The sequence below is a fragment of the Actinomyces weissii genome (assembly GCF_016598775.1).
Classification (GTDB): Bacteria; Actinomycetota; Actinomycetes; order Actinomycetales; family Actinomycetaceae; genus Actinomyces; species Actinomyces weissii.
Genome location: NZ_CP066802.1, coordinates 1,073,771 through 1,093,983, shown reverse-complemented (window position 1 = coordinate 1,093,983; position 20,213 = coordinate 1,073,771). Strand labels below are relative to the sequence as shown.

Here is a 20,213-nt window from a genome sequence, read left to right as displayed (position 1 = left end):
CGCCTCAGCGCGACCAGCTGCGGGCCAGGCGCCCACCCAGCTGCTGCAGACGCTGCTCCAGCACCCCTGTGCCCAGACGCTCCCACGGGACCGGCGGCTGCAGCCCCGGCAGGGACTCCAGCTCGTAGACGCTGACGACGCCGCCCTCGGCCAGCTCGGTGCGGGGTACCCGGCAGCGGCCCGCCACCAGCACCAACGGCAGCGCCTGCTGCTGGGCCAGCTGCCCCAGCAGCACCGTGGTAGGGCTGGAACCCAGGGTGTACAGGCTGCCGGTAGCCGCCAGGCACAGGTCCTGGTTCTCGACGGCGGCCCCCAGTCCGCACAGCCGGCCCAGTACCTGGGCCCCGGGCGCCGCACTGGCACCGGCCAGGCGCAGGGCCAGGGCCGCGCCCCCGGCAGCCCCCGTGCCCCAGCTGGTGGCGGACAGCGGCTGCGGGCGCTGCCCGGCCACCGGCAGCAGGCGGCCGGGCTGCTGGTCCTGCTGGCGGCACAGGGCCCGGGCCAGGGCCCCGCAGCGCCGGTCCAGCTCCTGGGCCTGCGCCTGGTCCAGGTCGGTGACCTGCGGGAGGCTGGCCCCCGCCCCGGACAGGCCCCCCAGGGGCAGCTCGTCGCCCAGGGCCAGGACCACGTGGCAGCGCCGCAGATGCTCCCGGGCCTGTGGCAGGCCGCCCAGGGCCTCCAGCAGGCCGGCACCGCCGTCGTGCAGGGCCGTGCGGGTCAGCCCCACCACCAGGGTGGCACCGGAACCGGCCTGCTCCAGGGCCTGCAGCAGCAGTTCCCCCAGCCCCCGGCTGCTGCCCTGGCGGGCATGGCGCCCTGCCAGGGACCGGTCGGCGGGCAGGGCCGTGAGGCTGGCGGCGTCCAGGAACCACACCGGGGCCTGGGCCCCGCCGTAGCGGTGGACCGGCAGCCCAGGGCCGACCGGCAGCCCGGCACCTGCCGGGCCGGGGGCCCGCAGACGCAGCAGGGAGACCTCCTGCGCCCGCCCCAACGGGTCGGCCGCCCGCAGCCACAGACGGTCCTCCACCAGGTTGGCGGGCAGGGTGGCGGCGCTGCCGGGGCCGCCGTCACCCAGGGGCAGGAGGGTGAGCTCGTCAGCCGGGCGGGCCTCATGCCAGCCTACGGCCAGCGCCTGCGCTACCGCTGGCGCCGCCAGTCCCGGCACCGCGCCCACCAGCGGGGTCCCGCCCGGCTCGGGCCACAGCGGCCCCGGGGCCAGCAGGACCCTCACTGGGCCGGGACAGCGCCACCCAGGCGGGCCAGCAGCAGGGTCTCGCCGACAACCACCCGCTCCAGGTCCCCCAGGTGCATGGACTCGTCCTCGCTGTGGGCACGGGTGTCAGGGTCCTCCATACCGGTCACCAGCACCTCGGCGTGGGGGAAGACCTCCTGGAGGGTAGAGATGAAGGGGATGGAACCACCCTGGCCGATCTCCACGCAGCCGGTGCCGAAGGCCTCGCTCAGCGCCCAGTGGGCGGCCTGGCCGGCCGGGCCGCTGGCGGAGCCGTCAAAGGCAGGTCCGGCCTCCCCCTCGCTGACGGTGATACGGGCCCCGAAGGGCACGTGGGCCTCCAGGTGGCGGGTCAGGGCCTCCAGGGCGGCGCGCGGGTCCTGCCCCGGGGCGACCCTCATGGACAGGCGCGCGGTGCAGCTGGGGGCCAGCACGTTGCCCGCCAGGCTCAAAGGGGTCACGTCCATGCCGATCACGGTCAGCGTGGGCTTGGTCCACAGGCGGGCGGTGAGGTCACCGGTGCCCACCAGCTCCACGCCGTCCAGCACCCCGGCATCGGCCCGGAAGTCAGCCTCCGGGTACTCCGGGAAGTCCGCACTGGCCTGCGGGCGGGACACCAGGCCGGGTACGGTGACGTCCCCGGCCTCGTCATGGAGGGTGGCCACCAGGCGGCACATGGAGGTCACGGCGTCCAGCACGGGGCCGCCGTACTGGCCCGAGTGCAGGGCGTGGTCCAGCACGTCCAGGCGCACGTCCACCTGCACCACGCCGCGCAGGGAGGTGGTCAGGGCGGGCACCCCCACCTTCCAGTTGGAGGAGTCAGCCACGATGATGACGTCGCAGTCCAGGCGCTCCCGGTAGGTGTGCAGGAAGCTCTCGAAGGAGGGGGAGCCGACCTCCTCCTCCCCCTCAATGAACACGGTCACGGAGCAGGGCAGCTCGCCCTCGCCCAGCTCGTCCAGCAGCCGCAGGGCGTGCACGTGGGTGATGACTCCCGCGCCGTCGTCCGAGACACCGCGCCCGAACAGGCGCTCACCGCGCTGCACGGCGGTGAAGGGGTCAGGCTGGCGCCACTTGCCGGGGTCACCCACCGGCTGGACGTCGTGGTGCGCGTACAGCAGCACGCGGGGGGCGCCTGCGGGACCCTCCCGGTGGGCCAGGACCGCCGGGCGTCCAGGGACACCGTCCGGGCCGGGGACGCTGAGCACCTCCGCCTCCAGGCCGGAGTCACGCAGCAGGGCGGCCACGTGCTCGGCGGAGCGGGCCACCTCAGCCTGGTCGTGGCTGGCGGCGGACACGGAGGGGATGGCCACCAGCTCGGTCAGGTCAGCGACGATGCTGGGAAAACGGTCTTGGACGGCGGCACGCACGCTCTGCACGGTGATCATGGTTTTCAGGGTAGCGCGCCCGGCCCCTTACACTCACCCCGTGAGCTGGTTGAAGCGCGATTCCTCCAAAGGCACTGAAGACACTGCCGCCCCCGCCCCTGAGCAGGCCCCCGTCAAGGGTGGCCGCAAGGGCCGTCCCACGCCCAAGCGCCGCGACGCCGAGGCCGCCCGCCTGCGTCCCGTGGTGCCCGCCGACCGCAAGGCCGCCAAGCAGGCCGCCCGGGCCAAGCGGGACGAGGCCTGGCGCCGCCAGCAGGACGCCCTGGCCACCGGCGACGAGCGCTACTACCCGCTCAAGGACCGCGGCCCGGTCAAGCGCTACATGCGAGACTACATCGACGCCCGCTACTCGATCGGGGAGATATTCGTGCCCGCCTCCTTCCTGCTGCTGACCTTCAGCCTGGCGCTGTCCTTCGTGCGGCAGGCCGCGGTGGCCAACGCCGTCGTGCTGGTGGCGATCTACGTGGTCTTCCTGTCCTCGATCATCGACGCGGTGGTCTGCTCCCTGCGCCTGCGCCGCAGGCTGGAGGCCAAGTTCGGCAAGGACAAGGTGCGGGCTGAGGGCTCCGTGTTCTGGTACAGCTTCATGCGCTGCTTCAACCTGCGCCGGTGGCGCTCCCCCAAGGCCATGGTCGCGCGGGGCGAGTACCCGAAGTGAGCCTGCCCAGGCTCCTGGACCCCCCGCCTAGACAGGGCCCCGGCCTAGGGCCGCCGCCATCCGCCTAGGGCCGGCGGCGCACCCGCGACAGGGCCCGGTTCAGGCGCCCCGGCCAGGCCGGGCCGTTGTAGATGAAGGCGGTGTAGGCCTGCAGCAGGTCCGCGCCCGCGTCCAGCATCAGCTCGGCGTCCAGGATCGAAGAGATCCCGCCCACACCGATGATCGTGGGCCACTCCCCCAGGCGGTTGCGCAGGCGGCGCACCACCTCCAGGGAGCGGGGCAGCAGCGGCGCCCCGGACAGGCCCCCCTCCCCCAGGTCGTGGTCAATGGTGGTGTTGGTGGCCACCACCCCGTCCAGGCCCAGGTCCAGTACCAGGTCGGCGACGGCGTCCACGTCCTGGTCGCTCAGGTCGGGGGAGATCTTCACCAGCAGCGGGACGTGACGGCGGGCGGCGCGGTCCGCGGCGGCCCGCACCGCCAGCAGGATCGGACGCAGGGTCTCCACCGCCTGCAGGCTGCGCAGGCCCGGGGTGTTGGGGCTGGAGACATTGACCACCAGGTAGTCCACCCAGCGGGCCACCTGGGCGGCGGAGTACTCGTAGTCCGCCACCGCCTCGGTCAGCGGGGTCACCTTGGTCTTGCCGATGTTGGCGCCCACCACGATGGACCGGCCCCGCCTGGTGGAGCGCAGGGCGCGCAGGCGGGCAGCGGCGGCGTCCGCCCCGGAGTTGTTGAAGCCCATGCGGTTGCGGATGGCCCGGGTGCGCGGGTAGCGCCACATGCGGGGCCTGTCGTTGCCGGGCTGGGGGCGGGCCGTGAAGGTACCCACCTCCACGAAGCCGAAGCCCAGCATGTCCAGGCCCTCGATGGCGCGCCCTTCCTTGTCCACACCCGCGGCCAGGCCCAGGACGCCGGGCACCGGCCGGGCGAAGGGCCCGCCCTGGTTCTCGGAGGGCACCGGGATCGAGGGACGGCGCCCCACGGCCTGGCGCACCACGTCCCGCAGGAGGGGCACCTTGGCGCTGTACTCGATCACGCCCATGGCCAGGTCGTGGATGAGCTCGGGGTCCAGGCGGGTGAAGACGGTCTTGTACACCAGGTCGTAGATCACGGGGCACACGGTACCTGCCTGGCCTGTCGGCTGCGCGCCCTGTCTGCGGCTAGTCTGGTGCCCAGGCCCTGTCCGCCGCAGGCCCTGCCGCGCCACGGCCTGCTGACCACGACCACCTGACCTGCCCGCCTGAGCGTGATCACCTGAATAAGGCCTCCTGGCCGAAGACCCGGCCCCAGGCTCCTCCTGCACCACAGACACCCAGAGGTTCCAATGTCCTTCAACAACCGAGTCCAGCTCGACCCTGACCGGGTGCGTACCCGCTCCACCGGGGGCCGTGGCGCCGCCATCGGGGGCGGCTCCGTGCTGATGCTGATCGCCGCCATGGTCCTGTCCCAGATGACCGGCGTGGACCTGACCGGCCTGGTGTCCGGTCCCACCCAGCAGGGAGCCCAGCAGACCACCTCCGGGATCGACACCTCCATGTGCACCACGGGGGCCTCGGCCAACAAGTACACCCAGTGCCGCATGATCGCCGCCGCCGAGTCCCTGGACGCCGTCTGGCGCACGCAGCTGCCCGCGCAGGCGGGCACCGCCTACCAGCAGCCCGACTTCGTGCTGTGGGACGGCTCCCACGTGAGCAGCGCCTGCGGCAACGCCTCCGCGGCGGTGGGCCCCTTCTACTGCCCGGCCGACTCCACGGTCTACCTGGACATGAGCTTCTTCTCCCAGATGGAAGGCACCCTGGGAGCCAAGGACTCGCCGCTGGCTGAGGAGTACATCGTGGCCCACGAGTTCGGCCACCACATCCAGAACCAGCTCGGGGTCATGAGCCGCACCAACCGCTCCCGCAGCGGCGCAGACTCCGACTCGGTGCGCACCGAGCTGCAGGCGGACTGCTACGCCGGGGTGTGGGTGCACTACGCCTCCTCCACCCCGGACGCAGAGACCGGTGAGCCCTTCCTGGTCAAGCCCAACCAGCAGGAGATCCAGACCGCCCTGGACGCGGCGGCCGCCGTCGGTGACGACCACATCCAGAAGCGCTCCACCGGACGGATCGACGCCGACTCCTGGACCCACGGCTCCTCCGAGCAGCGGGTGCGCTGGTTCACCCAGGGCATGGAGCACGGCGACCTGCTCCAGTGCGACACCTTCTCGGTGGATGCCCGCGACCTGTGAGCCGGGCCCCCGCGAGCTGAGCTGATCCAGCCGCCCCAGCCAGCGCCCGCTGCCCAGAGCCCTACGGCGGCCTCAGGCGCTCAGTAGTAGCGCCACTGGCGCATGTCCTCGTTGTAGACCTGCACCACCCGGGGACGCAGCAGGGTCGAGGGCTCGGCCGGCGGCAGCACCGGGGGCCTGTCCAGCATCTCCAGGCGCAGCCGCTCCAGGGTCTGGTAGCGCTGCCCCTGCGGCAGGCTGTGGCTGAGCACCTGCCCCCGGTCCCGGGTGGCCAGCACGAAGCCCCACTCACCGAAGGAGGGCACGTTCACCGTGAAGGGCAGGACGGAGGCGTCGGGCATGGCGGCGGCCACGCTGGAGGCGACCACCGCGAAGGCGTTGGGGGAGAAGAAGGAGGAGGTCGCCTGGGTGACCAGCACTCCCCCGGGCCGCAGCAGACGGTCCACCTGCTGGTACATCTCCACCGAGTAGAGCTTGGCCAGGCGCTCGTTGGAGGGGTCCACCAGGTCGATCAGCACCACGTCGTAGGCCTGCGCGCCCTGCGCCGTCATGGTGAAGGCGTCCTCGTTGCGCACCTGCACCCGGGGGTCGTCCAGGGAGCCCCCGTTGAGCTCACGCACCGGCGGGCTGGAGCGGGCCAGCTGGGTGACCGCCGGGTCTATGTCCACCACGGTCACCGTCTCCACCTCCGGCCAGCGCAGCAGCTCGCGCGCCAGCAGGCCGTCCCCGCCGCCGAGGACCAGCACGTCCCGGGGACGGGCCACGGAGGACAGGGCCGCACCGGCCAGGGTCTCGTGGTAGCGGGCCTCGTCCAGGCTGGAGAACTGGAGCTGGCCGTTGAGGTACAGGCGCAGGTCCTGGTGGTAGCGGGTCAGCACGATCTGCTGGTAGGCGCTCTGCTGGTAGTGGATCACCGGGTCCTGGTAGGCCATGGAGCCGACCTGCCGCTCCAGCTGGGAGGCCCCGGTGAACAGTCCCACCAGCAGGGCCGCCGCCAGCGCCGCAGCCACCAGCACCCGACGTCGGGCCCGCACCTGCGCCAGCACCACCAGGGCCACGACGACGTTTACCGCCCCCACCAGGTAGGTGCCGCGTACCAGACCCAGTTCCGGCAGCAGCACCAGGGGGAAGACCAGCGCGGCCACCAGCGCGCCAAAGTAGTCCAGAGCCAGCACCTGGCTGAGGAGCCTCACGCTGGAAGGGCGGCCCAGCTGGTCGAAGGTGCGCAGCAGCAGGGGGATCTCCAGCCCGATCAGCACCCCTATCACCAGGCTGACCGCCCCGAACACCAGCCAGTAGGACTGCGGGCGGGCGTAGGCCACGTAGAGCAGCAGCACGCAGTTTCCGCCGAGCAGGCCCAGCAGGATCTCGTTGACGGCGAAGGCCGTTGCGGGCTCCCACCGCAGGCGCGGCGCCAGCAAGGAACCCAGGCCCATGCCGAACAGGGTGATGCCGGTGGCCAGGGAGAAGCTCAGCACGGAGTCTCCCACCAGGTAGGAGGCGGCCGTGCCCAGGACCAGCTCGTAGACCAGGCCGCCTACCGCTGCCAGCAGGGCGGCCGTGAACAGGGCCGCGTTCTCCCGCCGCTTGGAGATCTGGGCCCTAGGCACAGGCCCTCACCCCCGGCACCCGGTGTGCCAGGGGGACCGCGTACGGCACGTCCTCAGCCGACAATCGTGGCGGCGATAATGATGGCGATGGCCACCGCCACCCCGGCGAAGGCGGTGCCCAGGCCCGGGTTGTTCTCCTCCACCAGCTCGCGGCGCAGGTCCAGGCGCAGCAGCACCGAGGCCAGCACCGCGAAGACCAGCAGCAGCACCATGCCCAGCACGGCGTAGACCACCGTCGCCAGGATGGTGGTGGCGTCCAGTCCTCCGCCTGCGCTAGCAGACATAACCATGTTCAGCATCAGCTCGGCTCCCTTCACAGCCTTACTTTCCTACTCCTCGGCCGCCACCGCCGTAGACCGGACGCGGGCGGTAGCTCGTTCCTCCGCTGCCGCTGCCGCTGCCAGTGCCGGAGCTGGTGCTGGAGCCTGAGGGGGGCCTCCTCGGCCCGGAGAAGAGCCTCCGCAGCAGCGCAGGCACCACATGCAGCGTAAGAAAGAGAACCAGCACGATGATGAAGCCCGTACGGTTCACCTTGAGCCTCCCGGACCGGGGACGGCGGATGACCTGGCCCAGCAGCGCCTTCTGCTCCGCCGCGCCCAGCCGCCGCCTGCGGTAGACCACCGTGTCGGCCAGGCGGTGGCTGTCAACCGTGGCCTTGAAGCTCTTGCCGTCAGCGGTGCGCACCTTCACCTCGGCGTAGCCCATGGTCTCGCCTGGACGCAGGCTGCAGGTGGTCTGCCCCTGTGACTCCACCAGGACCCCCTGGCTCATGGACTTCACCTTGAGCGAGACCGGCCCGGTGGGTGAGCTGAGCTCAAAGACCCGGCCGGGGGCCATGATGGCCGGGTTAAGTCCGGGTGCTAGCGGCAACGGCTCGTAGAGGACGACGTCACCGCTGTAGTGGTCGAGCTCCAGCCACAGCTCGTTGCCTGCGGCCCCCTGGAGCTGCCACTCCTCCCACATGTAGAAGCGTTCGTCCTCCTGGTCCCACTCCTTGAACAGGAGGTAGCCGCGCACGTGCAGGGGGCCTTGCTCGCCCTCGACGACGCTGCCGACCTGCAGCTTGGCCTTGACCCCGCTCACAGACGCACCTGCTCCGTGCGCACCCGGCCGCCCAGGGCCGCCGTCACCAGGCTCTCGACCGTGCTGACCGCCTCTGCCCCGAGCGGGCCGCAGGTGGTCAGGGTCAGGTAGGCGCCAGCCTCCTCCGGCCAGGTGTGCACCGCCACGTGGGACTCCGCGAGCAGCAGCACGGCGCTGAGACCCTGCGGCGTGAAACGGTGGCTCGTGCTGGCCACCACGTGCAGCCCTACCGCCTGCGCGATCTCCAGGAGCAGACGCTCAACCAGCTCGGCGTCGTCCAGGGAGGCGGGGTCTGCCTGCTCCAGGTGGAGCACCAGGGTACTGACAGACAAGTTGCTCACGGCCAGAGCATAACAGCGCCGCGTAGAAGCCCCGGTAGGCCCTCGGCCTGCCTCCGCAGGCCCGGGCCGGGGCCCCGGCGGGCGGTGGCTGCCTGCCCTCCGGTCCAGCGCCAGCCCGCCCTGGTCCAGCACCTCAACGCTCCCAGTGGCGCACGACCTGGCGCAGCAGCACCCCGAACAGCAGCCCGCTGCCCACCAGGTAGGCCCCGAAGTGCTGGCGTACCAGGTTCCCCAGGGGCTTTTCCGCCACCACCAGGACGGCGGTGGAGGCGGCCATGCGGGCGGCCCGCTCCCCCGCCGCGTGGGCCAGCACCGGGCCCAGCGGCAGCCCGCGCCGACCCGACTCGGCAGCAAAGAGCTTGACGGGGACGCCGGTCAGGGCCTGCTGCCAGTAGCCGCGCGGCCCGTCCGCCAGGTAGCGGCTGACCGCCTGGCGCATGGCGGGGGTGGTCCAGGGGGCGGGCAGCCGCACCCCGCCGGCTGCCAGCAGGTGCCCCAGTGCCACCCCGGTGACAGAGCCCGCCACCACGGCCGCCCCACGCCGCCACAGCAGGCGCGGCTGGGTCACCCCCAGCCAGACCTGGCTCATCTCCGCCATCACCGGGAAGGACAGCGCCTCCGCCAGGCCCCAGGTGAACATGACGGCGTCGCCGCGCCAGCCCGCCAGGGCCTGGGCGGCCACGGTGTGCACGTCCGAGACCGGGAAGGGACGGCGGGGCCGGTCCAGCAGGGCCTGTACCTGCGCCTGGGCCGCCTGGGTCACTGCCTCCACGTCGGCGTCCGGGGCGATCGGCTCGCCCACCCGTACCTCCACCGGCGAGTAGCGGGGCAGGCTGCCTTTCTTGGGCAGAAGCTCCCGGCTGCCCACCAGGGCCACCGGCAGCACCGGGATCCCGAAGTCCCGGGCCAGGCGGGCCGCGCCCGTGTGGAAGCGGCCCAGCTGCCCGTCGCGGCTGCGGGTGCCCTCAGGGAAGATCAGCACGCTCATGGACTCGGCCACCCGGTTGGCCAGCTCCCCGCGCAGCTCCTCGTAGGCCCCCTCGCCGTCGCGGCGCACCGGGTAGGCACCTAGTAGGCCCCGGGCCACCAGGCGGCGCGAGCGGCGGGTGAACCAGTAGTCCTGGGCGGCCACCGTCACCACCCGCATGATGGTGGGCGAGGCGCTCATCATGGCGATCGTGTCCGCGTGCGAGCCGTGGTTGGCCACCACCACGTAGGGCCCGGCGTCGTCGAACTCCCCCTCCACGCGCACCCCGCCGAAGGGCCAGATCACGGCGGACCAGATCCACTGGCGGGCCACCGCCCGCCAGGTCACCTTGGCGGGCGTGCGCACCACCGAGCGCAGCGCCCGCCCTGCCCGGCCCAGCTCGCTGCTGAGGGTGCCGACCAGTCCCCCTGGTGCAGGGCCTGCCTGCGCCGCCGGTCCGGCCTCAGTGTCCACGGTCCTGTCACCCATCTGGTCTCCTATGTTTCTCAGCCCAGCACAGCGGCTAGGGGCAGTACGAGCAGCAGTGAGTCGATACGGTCCAGCAGCCCCCCGAAGCCCGGCAGCCAGCTGCCTGCGTCCTTGACCCCGCTAGTGCGCTTGACCAGCGACTCCAGCAGGTCGCCCAGCACCCCGCCCAAGGCCACCGCGACGGCGTAGCCGGGGCTCAGGTGCCCGAGCAGCAGCAGCACCGCCATCCCGCCGACAACCGCCCCCACCAGGCCCCCTACGGTCTTGTTCGGGGACAGGGGGGACAGCGGCCGCCGGGCCCAGGAGAAACGGCGCAGGCCGGTGCCGCCGCACCAGGCCGCCACGTCCGCGGCGGAGGCGGCGAAGGCGATCAGGAAGGCGTCCTGCCACAGCACCACCAGGTGCGACAGGGACCAGGCGATCCACACCGAGGCGAAGCCGGTCAGGCTGGCCCGCCGCAGGCCGTCGGCCACGTCCCCGGCCAGAACGGCTGGCAGGGCGCAGACCAGCACCAGCACGGGGGCCAGGGACAGCAGGCCAGGCCGCAGCCAGGCAGCCAGCGGGTAGGCCACCGCCAGGAGGTAGAGCAGCAGGGTCTCGGGCCGCGGCAGGCGGACCATGGCCGCCAGCTCCCGCACCGCCTGCAGCGCCAGCAGGGCCGCCAGCACCGCCGTCGTGCCCCTGCCTACCCAGATGGGTATGCCGACGGCGGGGATGATGACCGCCCAGGTGGTCCAGCGCCGTCGCAGCTCGGTGCTGCCGGAGGCGGCCACGCCGATGCCCGCCAGGAGCAGCACGGCCAGGGCCACCGCCGCCAGGAACACCGCCCGCCCGGTCAGCACCAGGTCCAGCACGGGCAGGCGCAGGGTCCAGTCCCGCTGCCCGGAGAGCAGCCAGTCCAGCAGTCCGGCAGGCACAACGGCAGTCACGGTCTCTCCTCAGCGGGCTGCGGGGGCGGTCCCGGCCGGGGTGGCCTGAGGGCTGGCGCCGCCCGGGGCGGCCAGGGCCGCCCGGGTGCGCAGCAGGCGCACGGTGGCGGTCAGCAGGGAGCCGACGATAATCACCCAGCCGATCACCAGCAGCCAGGCGGGCTGGGCCGCGGCCAACACGGCCAGCAGGCAGCGCTCGGTCTTGCCCACCGGCCCGCCGTTCAGGCGCGGGGCCCCGGCCCCGGCGGCGCTGAGGGACACGAAGGTGGGCAGGGTGGCGGCCACCGTAGCCACCAGCAGCAGCACCGGGGAACCGGCGGGGCCGGAGCGCCAGGCCAGGCACACCAGGCCCGCCATCATCAGCAGGTCCGAGAGGCGGTCACCGAGCTCGTTGAGCACGAAGCCGAAGGGGCGGGAGACGCCCCGGGCGCGGGCCACGGCGCCGTCGAGGTTCGCCCCGCCCAGGCGGGCAGCCAGCAGGACGAAGGCGGCGGGCCACCAGCCCAGGGCCACGGCCCCGGCCCCCAGCGCCCCGGCGGCCACCCCGACGACCGTCCACAGGTCCGGGCTGATCCCACGGCGCACGGAGGCCTGCACCAGGAAGCCGAGACGGCGCGTGTACCAGTGCTTCAAGCCATAGAGCGAGCGCATAGGACCACGCTAGCAACGGCCCGTAAGCACAGACTCAGATTCAGGGGGGCAGTGCTGACCATCCGCGGTACCGCAAGGCCGCAAGACGGCCGCCACTGCCGGTCCCGGGGGTGGAGGGCACGGCGGTCAAGGGGGGTGGAAGGGGTGGCCTGGGAGGCGGCCCGCAGCCGCCAGCCGGTCCTGGGGGTCAGTGGGCCGGTCCCGCCGCAGGCCTCCTGCGCGCCCCGCGCCCAGCCCGAACGCACCCGTCTAGGTGCCCGTCGCCAGCTGCCGCCCCCAGGCACGGGCCTCCTGGGCCTGACCGCTGGCAGGCCCCTGGGGGCTGACCAGGAAGCTGCGGGTGGCGGCGGCAGGACCAGCGCCCTTGCGGGACAGGGCCTTAGCCACCCGCTGGGCCGCTGAGCCAGCGAACCAGCTGCGCCCAGAGATGGTGTCGAAGGCGACGACCGGCGTCCCCGAGGGAAGCGTCACCGCCTCCAGCCACTCACGGATGCCACGCTGGACGGCCCGACCGCCCCTGCTCACCGCCTGCTGGCGGGATGCGGGCGTGGACAGGCCCCGGTTGTGGGTGGGGGCGCCCAGGACCAGCAGCTGCAGCCCCGGGGGCAGGCTGGTGGGGGCCTCATCGCTGTCCTCCAGCGCCACGGCCGCCCCCTCCTGCTGCAGCCCGGCGGCGACCTGCTCAGCCAGGGCGCGAGTGCCCCCGAAGCAGGACTCGACGATCACCAGTGCTGTCATCTGTGCCTTCGTCATCTCCGTGACCTCCTTCTCCCCCGTGCTCATACCTCGATGCTCCGGTGTGACGTGGCGTCACACGCAAGCCAGGTGCGCCACGGCCCGCCGCCCCGAGGGCGGAACGGGACCGACCGGGACGCCTCCACGCGCCGAGTGCTCAGGCCGACCGCCAGCGCCTGATCGCGTCCAGCAGCGCGGCCTCCATAGCCCGGGCCAGGCGTGCGTCGAAAGGCTGCAGCACATCAGTCAGCCGGAAGAAGGAGCGCACGGCCTCCTCGTCGACACTACGGGCCAGCTCGGTCAGCCGCCTGGCCCCCAGCTGCTTCTCCAGGCGCGCCACGTTGCTCCGCGCCTGGGCCCTGACCTGCTCGTCGGTCAGCTCCTGGGGCTGGCTGCCGTAGGCCCTCAGGACCTCCTGCAGGTCCTGCTCGTCAAGGTCACCGAAAAGGGCCTCCGCCTCCGGGGGGATCTGCCCGCGGTAGCAGGCCAGGTCGACGACGTCGCGCTCGCGGCGCACCGCCGCCCGCGTCCGCTCGTCGGTGGCCGCCTGCTCCAGGCGGTCGAAGAAGGCCGCCATGGTGGTGGGCATGGGCGAGACCGTACAGCCCTGCTCGGCCCGGGCCAGCAGCGCGCGCAGCCTGTCCCGCTGGGCGGTGACCTCAGCCAGGTGCTCCTCGGCCGCCCCCAGGGCAGCGGTCAGGTCCGCTACAACAGTGGCTGCTCCCGGCGGCGGCGCGTCGTCGTCCAGCTGGCTGCGGCGTGCAGCCACCTGGGACTGGTCAGGGGTTACCTGGCTGGCGGGAGCGCTCGCCCCGTCCAGGACGCGGGCCACCGCGCTCAGGGGCAGCCCGGCACGCACCAGCCAGCGGATACGTGAGAGGCGGGCGACGTGCGCCAGCTCGTAGTCGCGCCACCCTCCCCGCTCCGCAGGCACAGGCAGCAGCCCCAGGGAGTGGTAGTAGCGGACGGTGCGGACGGTCGTCCCGGTCAGCGCCGCGATCTCGGAGGCACGCACAGCCCGCAGTGTGGCACAACCGGGCGCGTGGAGCGGCAGGTGGCGGGACGGTGGCTGCGGCGGACGGGACCGCAGCACGCGGCAGGCTCAGACGTTGAAGCCCAGGGCCCGCAGCTGCTCGCGGCCCTCCGGGGTGATCTTGTCCGGGCCCCACGGCGGCAGCCAGACCCACTGGACCCGCACGTCGTGGGAGAAGGCGGCCAGCGCCTGCTGGGCCTGCTCCTCGATCACGTCGGTCAGCGGGCAGGCGGCGGTGGTCAGGGTCATGTCCAGCACGATGGCGCCGTCGGGCTCGATGTTGACGCCGTACAGCAGGCCCAGGTCCACCACGTTGATGCCGAGCTCAGGGTCGATCACGTCCCGCAGGGCCTCCTCCACCTCGGCGACGTCGACGGCGGTGGCGGCGGCCCCGGTGGCGGGCAGGTGCTGGGCGGCCATAGGGTTGACGGCCTCCCCCTCGGCGGGCGGCTGCGGGTTCTGGCTCATGCTTCTCCTTGTGTCGGTGCGGTCAGGCAGTGGCACGGCGGCAGGCCCAGGTTAGCGCCTGCCGGGTGCGGTACCGGGGTCTTACGCCCCAGGCCGTCAGTCCTGTTCCTGGGCCGGGGGCAGGGCGATCCCTGCCTTGGCCAGGGCGTCCTTCAGGGCCATCCAGCCCAGCAGGGCGCACTTGACCCGGTTCGGGTACTTTGACACGCCCTCAAAGGCGGCGGCGTCCTCCAGCTCGTCCAGGACCCTGTCCTCCACCCCGCGTCCGCGCGAGTGCATGAGGGTGTGGAAGTCCCGCTCCAGACGGGCGATGGTGGCCAGGTCGGCGCCGTCGACCAGGTCGTGCATCACGGAGACGGAGGCCTGGGAGATGGAGCAGCCCTGCCCCTGCCAGCCCACGGCCACCAGCCTGCCGTCCTGCACCTGCACGGCCAGGTCGACCTCGTCCCCGCAGGTGGGGTTGACCTGGTGGCTGGATCCCTGGGGGGAGTCAGGCAGGCCCTCGCCGTGCCGCTCCCGGGAGTGGTCCAGGATCACCTGCTGGTAGAGCTGGTCGAGGTCGTTCATCTCATCTCCTGAAGTAGTCGCGCACGCCTGAGACCGCCTCCAGGAAGCGCTCCACCTCCACGGTGGTGGTGCAGGGCCCGAAGGACACCCGGGAGGAGGCGTGGACCCCGAAGTACCGGTGCAGGGGCTGGGCGCAGTGGTGGCCGGTGCGTACCGCCACCCCGGCGGCGTCAAGCACCTGTCCTACGTCGTGAGGGTGCACGCCGTCAATGGTGAAGGCCGCCACGCCCAGGCGGTCGGTGGTCTCCGCCGGGCCCAGCAGGCGCAGGCCGGGAACCTGGGCCATCCCGTCCAGGAGCCGCCCCAGCAGCAGGTGCTCAGTGGCCTGCAGCCGCTCCAGCCCCACCCCGGTGAGCCAGTCGACGGCGGCGTGCCAGGCCACGGCCTGCGCCAGGGCCTGGGTCCCGGCCTCGAAGCGGGCCGGGCCGCTCATGTAGGTGGAGGACTCCATGGTTACCACCTCGATCATGGAGCCACCGGTAAGCACCGGCGGCATGGCCTCCAGCAGCGCGGTGGTGGCCACCAGGGCGCCGATGCCGCTGGGCCCGCACATCTTGTGGGCCGACAGCACCAGGGCGTCCACCCCGGCCAGGCTTAGGGCCTGGAAGTCCAGGGGCATGTGCGCGCTGGACTGGCAGGTGTCCAGCACCACCAGGGCGCCCGCCTCCCGGGCGCGGGGCAGGAAGGCCTCCAGGGGGGTGACGGCCCCGGTGACGTTGGAGGCGTGGGTCAGGGCCAGCACCCGGCAGCGCTCCGTGATGACCGTGGCGGTGCCGGGGTCCAGGCGTCCGTCCGGGGTCAGGTCCAGCCAGCGCAGGCGGGCACCGGTGCGGGCCGCCAGCTCCTGCCAGGGCACCAGGTTGGCGTGGTGCTCGGCCCGGGTGACCACGATCTCGTCCCCGGGGGCCAGACGCAGGCGCTCGGCCGGGTCCGTGCGGTCCCCGGCCGAACGGCTGGCGCCCCCGTGGCTGGCGGGGCGCCCCAGGCTGGCGTGGCCGACGGCCAGGGCCACCAGGTTCAGGGCCTCGGTGGCGTTCTTGGTGAGCACCAGGTTCTCGGCACGCGCCCCCACGAAGGCGGCGACGGCGTCGCGAGCGTCCTCCAGGGCCTGGGTGGAGTCGTCAGCGAGCTGGTAGGTGGAGCGTCCGGCGGCACCGTAGTGCAGGCGGTAGAAGGTCTCCTCCGCAGCTATCACGCTGGCGGGCTTCTGGGCGGTGGCCGCCCAGTCCAGGTAGGTGACCTGGCTGCCGTCGCGGGCTGGCCGCTGCAGGTAGGGGAAGTCGGCGCGCAGGTCCTGCACCTCGGCCTCACTGAGCGGCTGGGCGTTGCTGCGCGGGCTCATCCTCATCCTCCTGCTGTCCTGCGGTCCGCTGGTCCTTGTACGGTCACGGCCCGGGGCGGGCCGCCTGGGCCGGGCGGGCGGGGTCGTGGGCCACCCGCCCGCCGCGGGCTCAGGCCAGGAAGCGGTCGTAGCCCTCCTCCTCCAGGCGCTCGGCCAGGTCCGGGCCGCCCTGCTCGGCCACGCGCCCGTCCACGAACACGTGCACGTGGCTGGGCCTGATGTAGCGCAGGATGCGCGTGTAGTGGGTGATGAGCAGGAAGCCGGCGTCGGTCTCCGCGTGCAGGCGGTTGACGCCCTCGGAGACGATGCGCAGGGCGTCCACGTCCAGGCCGGAGTCGGTCTCGTCAAGCACCGCGAAACGGGGCTTGAGCAGCTCCATCTGCAGGATCTCGAAGCGCTTCTTCTCGCCGCCGGAGAAGCCGGTGTTGACGTCGCGCTGGTTGAACTCGGGGGCCATGCGCAGCCTCTCCATGGCGGAGTTGACCTCCCCCACCCACTGGCGGACCTTGGGGGCCTGGCCGTCGATGGCGGTCTTGGCGGTGCGCAGGAAGTTGGCCACGGACACGCCCGGGACCTCCACGGGGTACTGCATGGCCAGGAACAGTCCCGCACGGGCGCGCTCGTCCACGCTCATCTCCAGCAGGTTGACGCCGTCCAGCAGGACCTCGCCCTCGGTGACCTCGTAGTCGGGGTGACCGGCGATCGAGTAGGCCAGGGTGGACTTGCCGGAGCCGTTGGGGCCCATGACGGCGTGGACCTCGCCGGAGGCGATGGTCAGGTCCACGCCCTTGAGGATGGGCTTGGGGCCGTCGTTGGTGGCGACCTCTACGTGAAGGTTCTTGATCTCAAGAGTGCTCATTGGGTTTCTTTCCGCGTCTTGCTCTGTGTGTGTCTGTAAGGGGCCCGGGTCGGCTCAGGCCTGGGGCTGCTCGCTGCCGGTCTGCGGCTCGGTGCGGGCGGAGACCAGGCCGGTCAGGGCCAGCTCGCGCTCGATGGCCGCCATGAGGGTCTCCTCGACCTCGGCCACCCCGATCTCGGCGACGATCTCGTTGAAGAAGCCCAGCACCACCAGGCGGCGGGCCTCCGTCTCGGTGATGCCGCGGGAGCGCAGGTAGAACAGCTGGGAGTCGTCGAAGCGGCCGGTGGCGCTGGCGTGCCCGGCCCCCTCGATGTTGCCGTTCTCGATCTCCAGGTTGGGCACCGAGTCGGCCTTGGCCCCCTCGGTCAGCACCAGGTTGCGGTTGAGCTCGTAGGTGTCGGTGCCGCGGGCGGCAGCGCCGATCAGGCAGTCCCCTACCCAGACGGCGTGGGCGCCGTCGCCCTGCAGCGCCCCCTTGTAGGTGACGCGGGAGTAGCAGTGCGGCTCGGTGTGGGCCACATAGGGGCGGTGCTCCTGGTGCTGCCCGGCGTCGGTGAAGTAGACGCCGTAGGAGTCCACGCGCCCGCCCTCCCCGGAGTAGCCGAAGTCGGAGCAGATGCGCACGTCCCCGCCCAGGGAGACCACCACGTGCTTGAGGCTGCCGCGGCCCTCCACCCGCACCCGGTGGTTGGAGGCGTGCACGGAAGGGGCCTGCCAGTCCTGGACCGTGACCAGGGTCAGCTCAGCGCCCTCCGCGACGACGACCTCCACGGTCTGGGTCAGGGCCGCGGTGCCACGGTGCTCCAGCAGCACGGTGCCCTTGGAGCCCTTCTCGGCGCGCACCAGCAGGTGCTGGGCGGTGGGGGCCGACCAGGTGCCTTCCGTGAGGCTGTCACCGCCGGTTACGCCTACCCGCAGGGCCTGCGCCAGCTGGGCACCAGGCTCCAGGGTGATTACGGTGGCCTCCTGGCAGGCGGCCCAGGCGACGACGCCGGTGCGGTCCCCGGGGGCCCCGACCGTGCCCACCTGCTGGTCGTCACGGGGGCAGGTACGTACGGTGGCTCCGGCCACGGGGGAGGCGCTCAGCGTCAGGGCGCCGCCCTGGGCGGTGGCGGCCTGCACGGCCTCCAGGTTGAACAGGGGGGCGAAGCGCCGCATGGGCGTGAAGCGCCACTCCTCCTCGCGGCCACCGGGCACGGGGATGTCCTGGGGGTCGAAGGAGGTGGGACGGTCGGCGCGGGAGGAGACGTAGGCGCGCTGGCCGTGGGAGTGGGCGCCGCTGAGCGCCGCCTCCGAGTGGTCGGTCTTGAGTTCAGGCATGGGTGCTCCTGTGCCGGGTCTCCGGCTCTGGTTGGGTAGGTGGTCTAGTTGCGCGGGCCCGGGCGGGCGGCGGCGCAGGGCTCAGCCGACGGAGTTCTCCATCTGCAGCTCGATCAGGCGGTTGAGCTCCAGGGCGTACTCCATGGGCAGCTCGCGGGCGATCGGCTCCACGAAGCCGCGCACGATGGTGGCCATGGCCTCGGTCTCGGTGAGCCCCCGCTGCATGAGGTAGAAGAGCTGGTCGGCGCTTACCTTGGAGACGGTGGCCTCGTGGCCCATCTCCACGTCGTCGGTGCGCACGTCCACGTAGGGGTAGGTGTCGGAGCGGGAGATCTCGTCCACCAGCAGCGCGTCGCACAGCACGTTGGACTTGGAGTGGCGGGCATTCTTCATGACCTGCACCAGACCCCGGTAGCCGGAGCGGCCCCCGTGGCGGGCGATCGACTTGGAGACGATGTGGCTGGAGGTGTGGGGCGCCATGTGGACCATCTTGGCGCCGGTGTCCTGGTGCTGCCCGGCCCCGGCGAAGGCGATCGACAGCGCCTCCCCACGGGCGTGGGGGCCCATGAGGAAGACCGCCGGGTACTTCATGTTGCGCTTGGAGCCGATGTTCCCGTCGATCCACTCCATCGTGGCGCCCTCCTCGCAGGTGGCGCGCTGGGTGACCAGGTTGTAGACGTTGTTGGACCAGTTCTGGATCGTGGTGTAACGGACGCGGGCGTTCTTCTTGATGACGATCTCCACGATGGCCGAGTGCAGGGAGTCGGAGGAGTAGATGGGGGCGGTGCAGCCCTCGACGTAGTGCACGTAGGAGCCCTCGTCGGCGATGATCAGGGTGCGCTCGAACTGCCCCATGTTCTCCGTGTTGATGCGGAAGTAGGCCTGCAGCGGGATCTCCACGTGCACGCCCTTGGGGACGTAGATGAAGGAGCCTCCGGACCAGACGGCGGTGTTGAGGGCCGCGAACTTGTTGTCCCCGGCGGGCACCACGGAGCCGAAGTACTCGCGCATGAGCTCGGGCTGCTCCTTGAGCGCGGTGTCGGTGTCCAGGAAGATGACGCCCTGCTCCGCCAGGTCCTCCCGGATCTGGTGGTAGACCACCTCGGACTCGTACTGGGCAGCGACCCCGGCCACCAGGCGCTCCCGCTCGGCCTCGGGGATACCGATCCGGTCGTAGGTGGCCTTGATGTCCTCCGGCAGGTCGTCCCAGGAGCTGGCGGGCCGGTCGGTGGCCCGCACGTAGTACTTGACGGCGTCCATGTCGAGCTGGGAGAGGTCCACGCCCCAGCTGGGCATGGGCTTGCGCTCGAAGATCTCGTAGGCCTTGAGCCGCTTGGCGAGCATCCACTCGGGCTCACCCTTGATGGCGGAGATCTCCCTGACGACGCTCTCGTCCAGTCCGCGCCTGGCCTTGGAGCCGGCCTCGTCAGAGTCGTGCCAGCCGAAGTCGTAGGTGGCCGAGATCGACTCGATGATCTCGTCGTCGCTGCGCGCGGCCTCTGTCGTGGGTGAGGTCATCAGTTTCCTTCCGTTCTGGGGGCCCGGGCGGCCCTGTTCTCGGCCACGACCCTGGCAGCACGCTTGCGCAGCCGGGGCATGGCGATAGGTACGTGGGTGGTGCAGACGTGCTCCCCTCCGGCCAGGGTGGCCAGGCGCTGCACGGGGACGCCCAGCAGCCGGGAGAAGGCCCCGGTCTCGGCGTCGCAGAGCTCGTGGAACTGGCCCGCGACCTCCCGCACCGGACAGTGCCCCTGGCAGAGCTGGATAGCGAAGGTCCCGTCGCCGACGTCACGGATGGTGGCGGCGTAGCCGTCCAGGCTCAGGGCGTCAGCCAGGGCCCGGGCCCGGTCCGCCGGGTGCGGCCCGGCGGCCTCCACGATGGCGGTGTAGCGGCGCTCCAGGTCCCGGCCCCGCGCGGCGGCGAAGGAGTCCACGGCCTTCTCCCCCGCCACCTGGGACAGGTAGGCCAGGGCCCGGTTGGCGAGCTCGGAGTACCCCTCCCCCAGGTTGGTACGGGCCGCGGAGGTGGCCACGTAGTGCCGGGCCGGGCGGCCGCGGCCACGCTTGCCGCCAGCGGCGCTCTGGTGGACCTGGATCTCACCGCCGCCCTCCAGCGCCGTGATGTGACGGCGCACGGCAGCCGGGGTCAGGGAGAGGACCTTGGCAAGCTGGGCAGCAGAGACGGGCCCCTTCTCGACAATGAGCTCCAGCACCCTGGCGCGGGTAGAGGCCTCGTCGGCAGCACTCGTCACTGCTCCCCCTTCCCTCGCTGGGCCAGGTGCCGCCTGCGGGCACAGCAGGCCGGTCACACA

At 72.3% G+C, this 20,213-nt stretch carries 21 protein-coding genes; 2 read left to right on the top strand and 19 right to left on the bottom strand.

All coding sequences use genetic code 11. The annotated features are described in order from the left end of the window. Nucleotides 1-4: 4 nt before the first annotated feature. Nucleotides 5-1,231: a glycerate kinase gene (locus JG540_RS04510; protein WP_200277606.1), complete on the bottom strand. Its 1,227-nt coding sequence runs from the start codon at nucleotides 1,229-1,231 to the stop codon at nucleotides 5-7. After that, nucleotides 1,228-2,619: a dipeptidase gene (locus JG540_RS04505; protein WP_200277604.1), complete on the bottom strand. Its 1,392-nt coding sequence runs from the start codon at nucleotides 2,617-2,619 to the stop codon at nucleotides 1,228-1,230. The genes JG540_RS04510 and JG540_RS04505 overlap by 4 nt, the downstream gene beginning before the upstream one ends. A gap of 40 nt (nucleotides 2,620-2,659) precedes the next feature. Here JG540_RS04505 and JG540_RS04500 point away from each other — a divergent pair, with 40 nt between their 5' ends. Next, a complete protein-coding gene (locus JG540_RS04500; RefSeq protein ID WP_234042911.1) occupies nucleotides 2,660-3,277 on the top strand; it encodes a DUF3043 domain-containing protein in 618 nt (205 codons plus the stop codon). A 64-nt stretch (nucleotides 3,278-3,341) separates the two neighbouring features. Here JG540_RS04500 and JG540_RS04495 read toward each other — a convergent pair whose 3' ends face one another. Beyond that, on the bottom strand, nucleotides 3,342-4,388 hold the full coding sequence (locus tag JG540_RS04495; protein ID WP_200277602.1) for a quinone-dependent dihydroorotate dehydrogenase: 1,047 nt from the start codon (nucleotides 4,386-4,388) through the stop codon (nucleotides 3,342-3,344). Nucleotides 4,389-4,601: 213 nt separating this feature from the next. Here JG540_RS04495 and ypfJ point away from each other — a divergent pair, with 213 nt between their 5' ends. Continuing rightward, nucleotides 4,602-5,507 (top strand): KPN_02809 family neutral zinc metallopeptidase, encoded by a 906-nt coding sequence (gene ypfJ, locus JG540_RS04490; RefSeq protein ID WP_200277600.1) that lies wholly within the window; start codon nucleotides 4,602-4,604, stop codon nucleotides 5,505-5,507. 80 nt (nucleotides 5,508-5,587) lie between these two features. Here ypfJ and JG540_RS04485 read toward each other — a convergent pair whose 3' ends face one another. From JG540_RS04485 to JG540_RS04410, 16 genes are all read right to left on the bottom strand, one after another. Beyond that, nucleotides 5,588-7,117 (bottom strand): polyamine aminopropyltransferase, encoded by a 1,530-nt coding sequence (locus JG540_RS04485; protein ID WP_200277598.1) that lies wholly within the window; start codon nucleotides 7,115-7,117, stop codon nucleotides 5,588-5,590. A 53-nt stretch (nucleotides 7,118-7,170) separates the two neighbouring features. Then, nucleotides 7,171-7,434 (bottom strand): DUF350 domain-containing protein, encoded by a 264-nt coding sequence (locus tag JG540_RS04480; RefSeq protein WP_234042910.1) that lies wholly within the window; start codon nucleotides 7,432-7,434, stop codon nucleotides 7,171-7,173. A gap of 4 nt (nucleotides 7,435-7,438) precedes the next feature. Then, a complete protein-coding gene (locus JG540_RS04475; protein ID WP_200277597.1) occupies nucleotides 7,439-8,200 on the bottom strand; it encodes a hypothetical protein in 762 nt (253 codons plus the stop codon). Then, nucleotides 8,197-8,541, bottom strand: a complete 345-nt coding sequence (gene speD, locus JG540_RS04470) for an adenosylmethionine decarboxylase (protein WP_200277596.1) — start codon at nucleotides 8,539-8,541, stop codon at nucleotides 8,197-8,199. The genes JG540_RS04475 and speD overlap by 4 nt, the downstream gene beginning before the upstream one ends. Nucleotides 8,542-8,674: 133 nt before the next feature. Beyond that, the gene (locus tag JG540_RS04465; protein WP_200277595.1) at nucleotides 8,675-9,997 is read right to left on the bottom strand and encodes a lysophospholipid acyltransferase family protein; all 1,323 of its coding nucleotides are present in this window, start codon (nucleotides 9,995-9,997) and stop codon (nucleotides 8,675-8,677) included. 17 nt (nucleotides 9,998-10,014) lie between these two features. After that, nucleotides 10,015-10,926, bottom strand: a complete 912-nt coding sequence (locus tag JG540_RS04460; RefSeq protein ID WP_200277594.1) for a phosphatidate cytidylyltransferase — start codon at nucleotides 10,924-10,926, stop codon at nucleotides 10,015-10,017. A gap of 9 nt (nucleotides 10,927-10,935) precedes the next feature. After that, the gene (locus JG540_RS04455; RefSeq protein WP_200277593.1) at nucleotides 10,936-11,577 is read right to left on the bottom strand and encodes a CDP-alcohol phosphatidyltransferase family protein; all 642 of its coding nucleotides are present in this window, start codon (nucleotides 11,575-11,577) and stop codon (nucleotides 10,936-10,938) included. Nucleotides 11,578-11,826: 249 nt separating this feature from the next. Next, nucleotides 11,827-12,360 (bottom strand): flavodoxin family protein, encoded by a 534-nt coding sequence (locus tag JG540_RS04450; protein ID WP_234042909.1) that lies wholly within the window; start codon nucleotides 12,358-12,360, stop codon nucleotides 11,827-11,829. Between the two features lie 109 nt (nucleotides 12,361-12,469). Next, nucleotides 12,470-13,327 (bottom strand): MerR family transcriptional regulator, encoded by an 858-nt coding sequence (locus JG540_RS04445; RefSeq protein WP_200277592.1) that lies wholly within the window; start codon nucleotides 13,325-13,327, stop codon nucleotides 12,470-12,472. Nucleotides 13,328-13,414: 87 nt separating this feature from the next. Then, nucleotides 13,415-13,813 carry a metal-sulfur cluster assembly factor gene (locus tag JG540_RS04440; protein WP_200277590.1) on the bottom strand — a complete coding sequence of 133 codons (399 nt, stop codon included), beginning with the start codon at nucleotides 13,811-13,813 and terminating at the stop codon, nucleotides 13,415-13,417. 96 nt (nucleotides 13,814-13,909) lie between these two features. After that, on the bottom strand, nucleotides 13,910-14,380 hold the full coding sequence (sufU, locus tag JG540_RS04435) for a Fe-S cluster assembly sulfur transfer protein SufU (protein ID WP_200277588.1): 471 nt from the start codon (nucleotides 14,378-14,380) through the stop codon (nucleotides 13,910-13,912). A 1-nt stretch (nucleotide 14,381) separates the two neighbouring features. Beyond that, on the bottom strand, nucleotides 14,382-15,722 hold the full coding sequence (locus tag JG540_RS04430) for an aminotransferase class V-fold PLP-dependent enzyme (protein ID WP_234042907.1): 1,341 nt from the start codon (nucleotides 15,720-15,722) through the stop codon (nucleotides 14,382-14,384). Between the two features lie 109 nt (nucleotides 15,723-15,831). Then, nucleotides 15,832-16,581, bottom strand: a complete 750-nt coding sequence (gene sufC / locus JG540_RS04425; protein WP_200277584.1) for a Fe-S cluster assembly ATPase SufC — start codon at nucleotides 16,579-16,581, stop codon at nucleotides 15,832-15,834. 54 nt (nucleotides 16,582-16,635) lie between these two features. Further along, a complete protein-coding gene (gene sufD, locus JG540_RS04420; RefSeq protein ID WP_200277582.1) occupies nucleotides 16,636-17,901 on the bottom strand; it encodes a Fe-S cluster assembly protein SufD in 1,266 nt (421 codons plus the stop codon). Between the two features lie 81 nt (nucleotides 17,902-17,982). Beyond that, nucleotides 17,983-19,419 carry a Fe-S cluster assembly protein SufB gene (gene sufB / locus JG540_RS04415; protein ID WP_200277580.1) on the bottom strand — a complete coding sequence of 479 codons (1,437 nt, stop codon included), beginning with the start codon at nucleotides 19,417-19,419 and terminating at the stop codon, nucleotides 17,983-17,985. Then, nucleotides 19,419-20,153 (bottom strand): helix-turn-helix transcriptional regulator, encoded by a 735-nt coding sequence (locus tag JG540_RS04410; protein ID WP_200277578.1) that lies wholly within the window; start codon nucleotides 20,151-20,153, stop codon nucleotides 19,419-19,421. Before JG540_RS04410 ends, sufB begins: the two co-directional genes overlap by 1 nt. Nucleotides 20,154-20,213 lie beyond the last annotated feature (60 nt).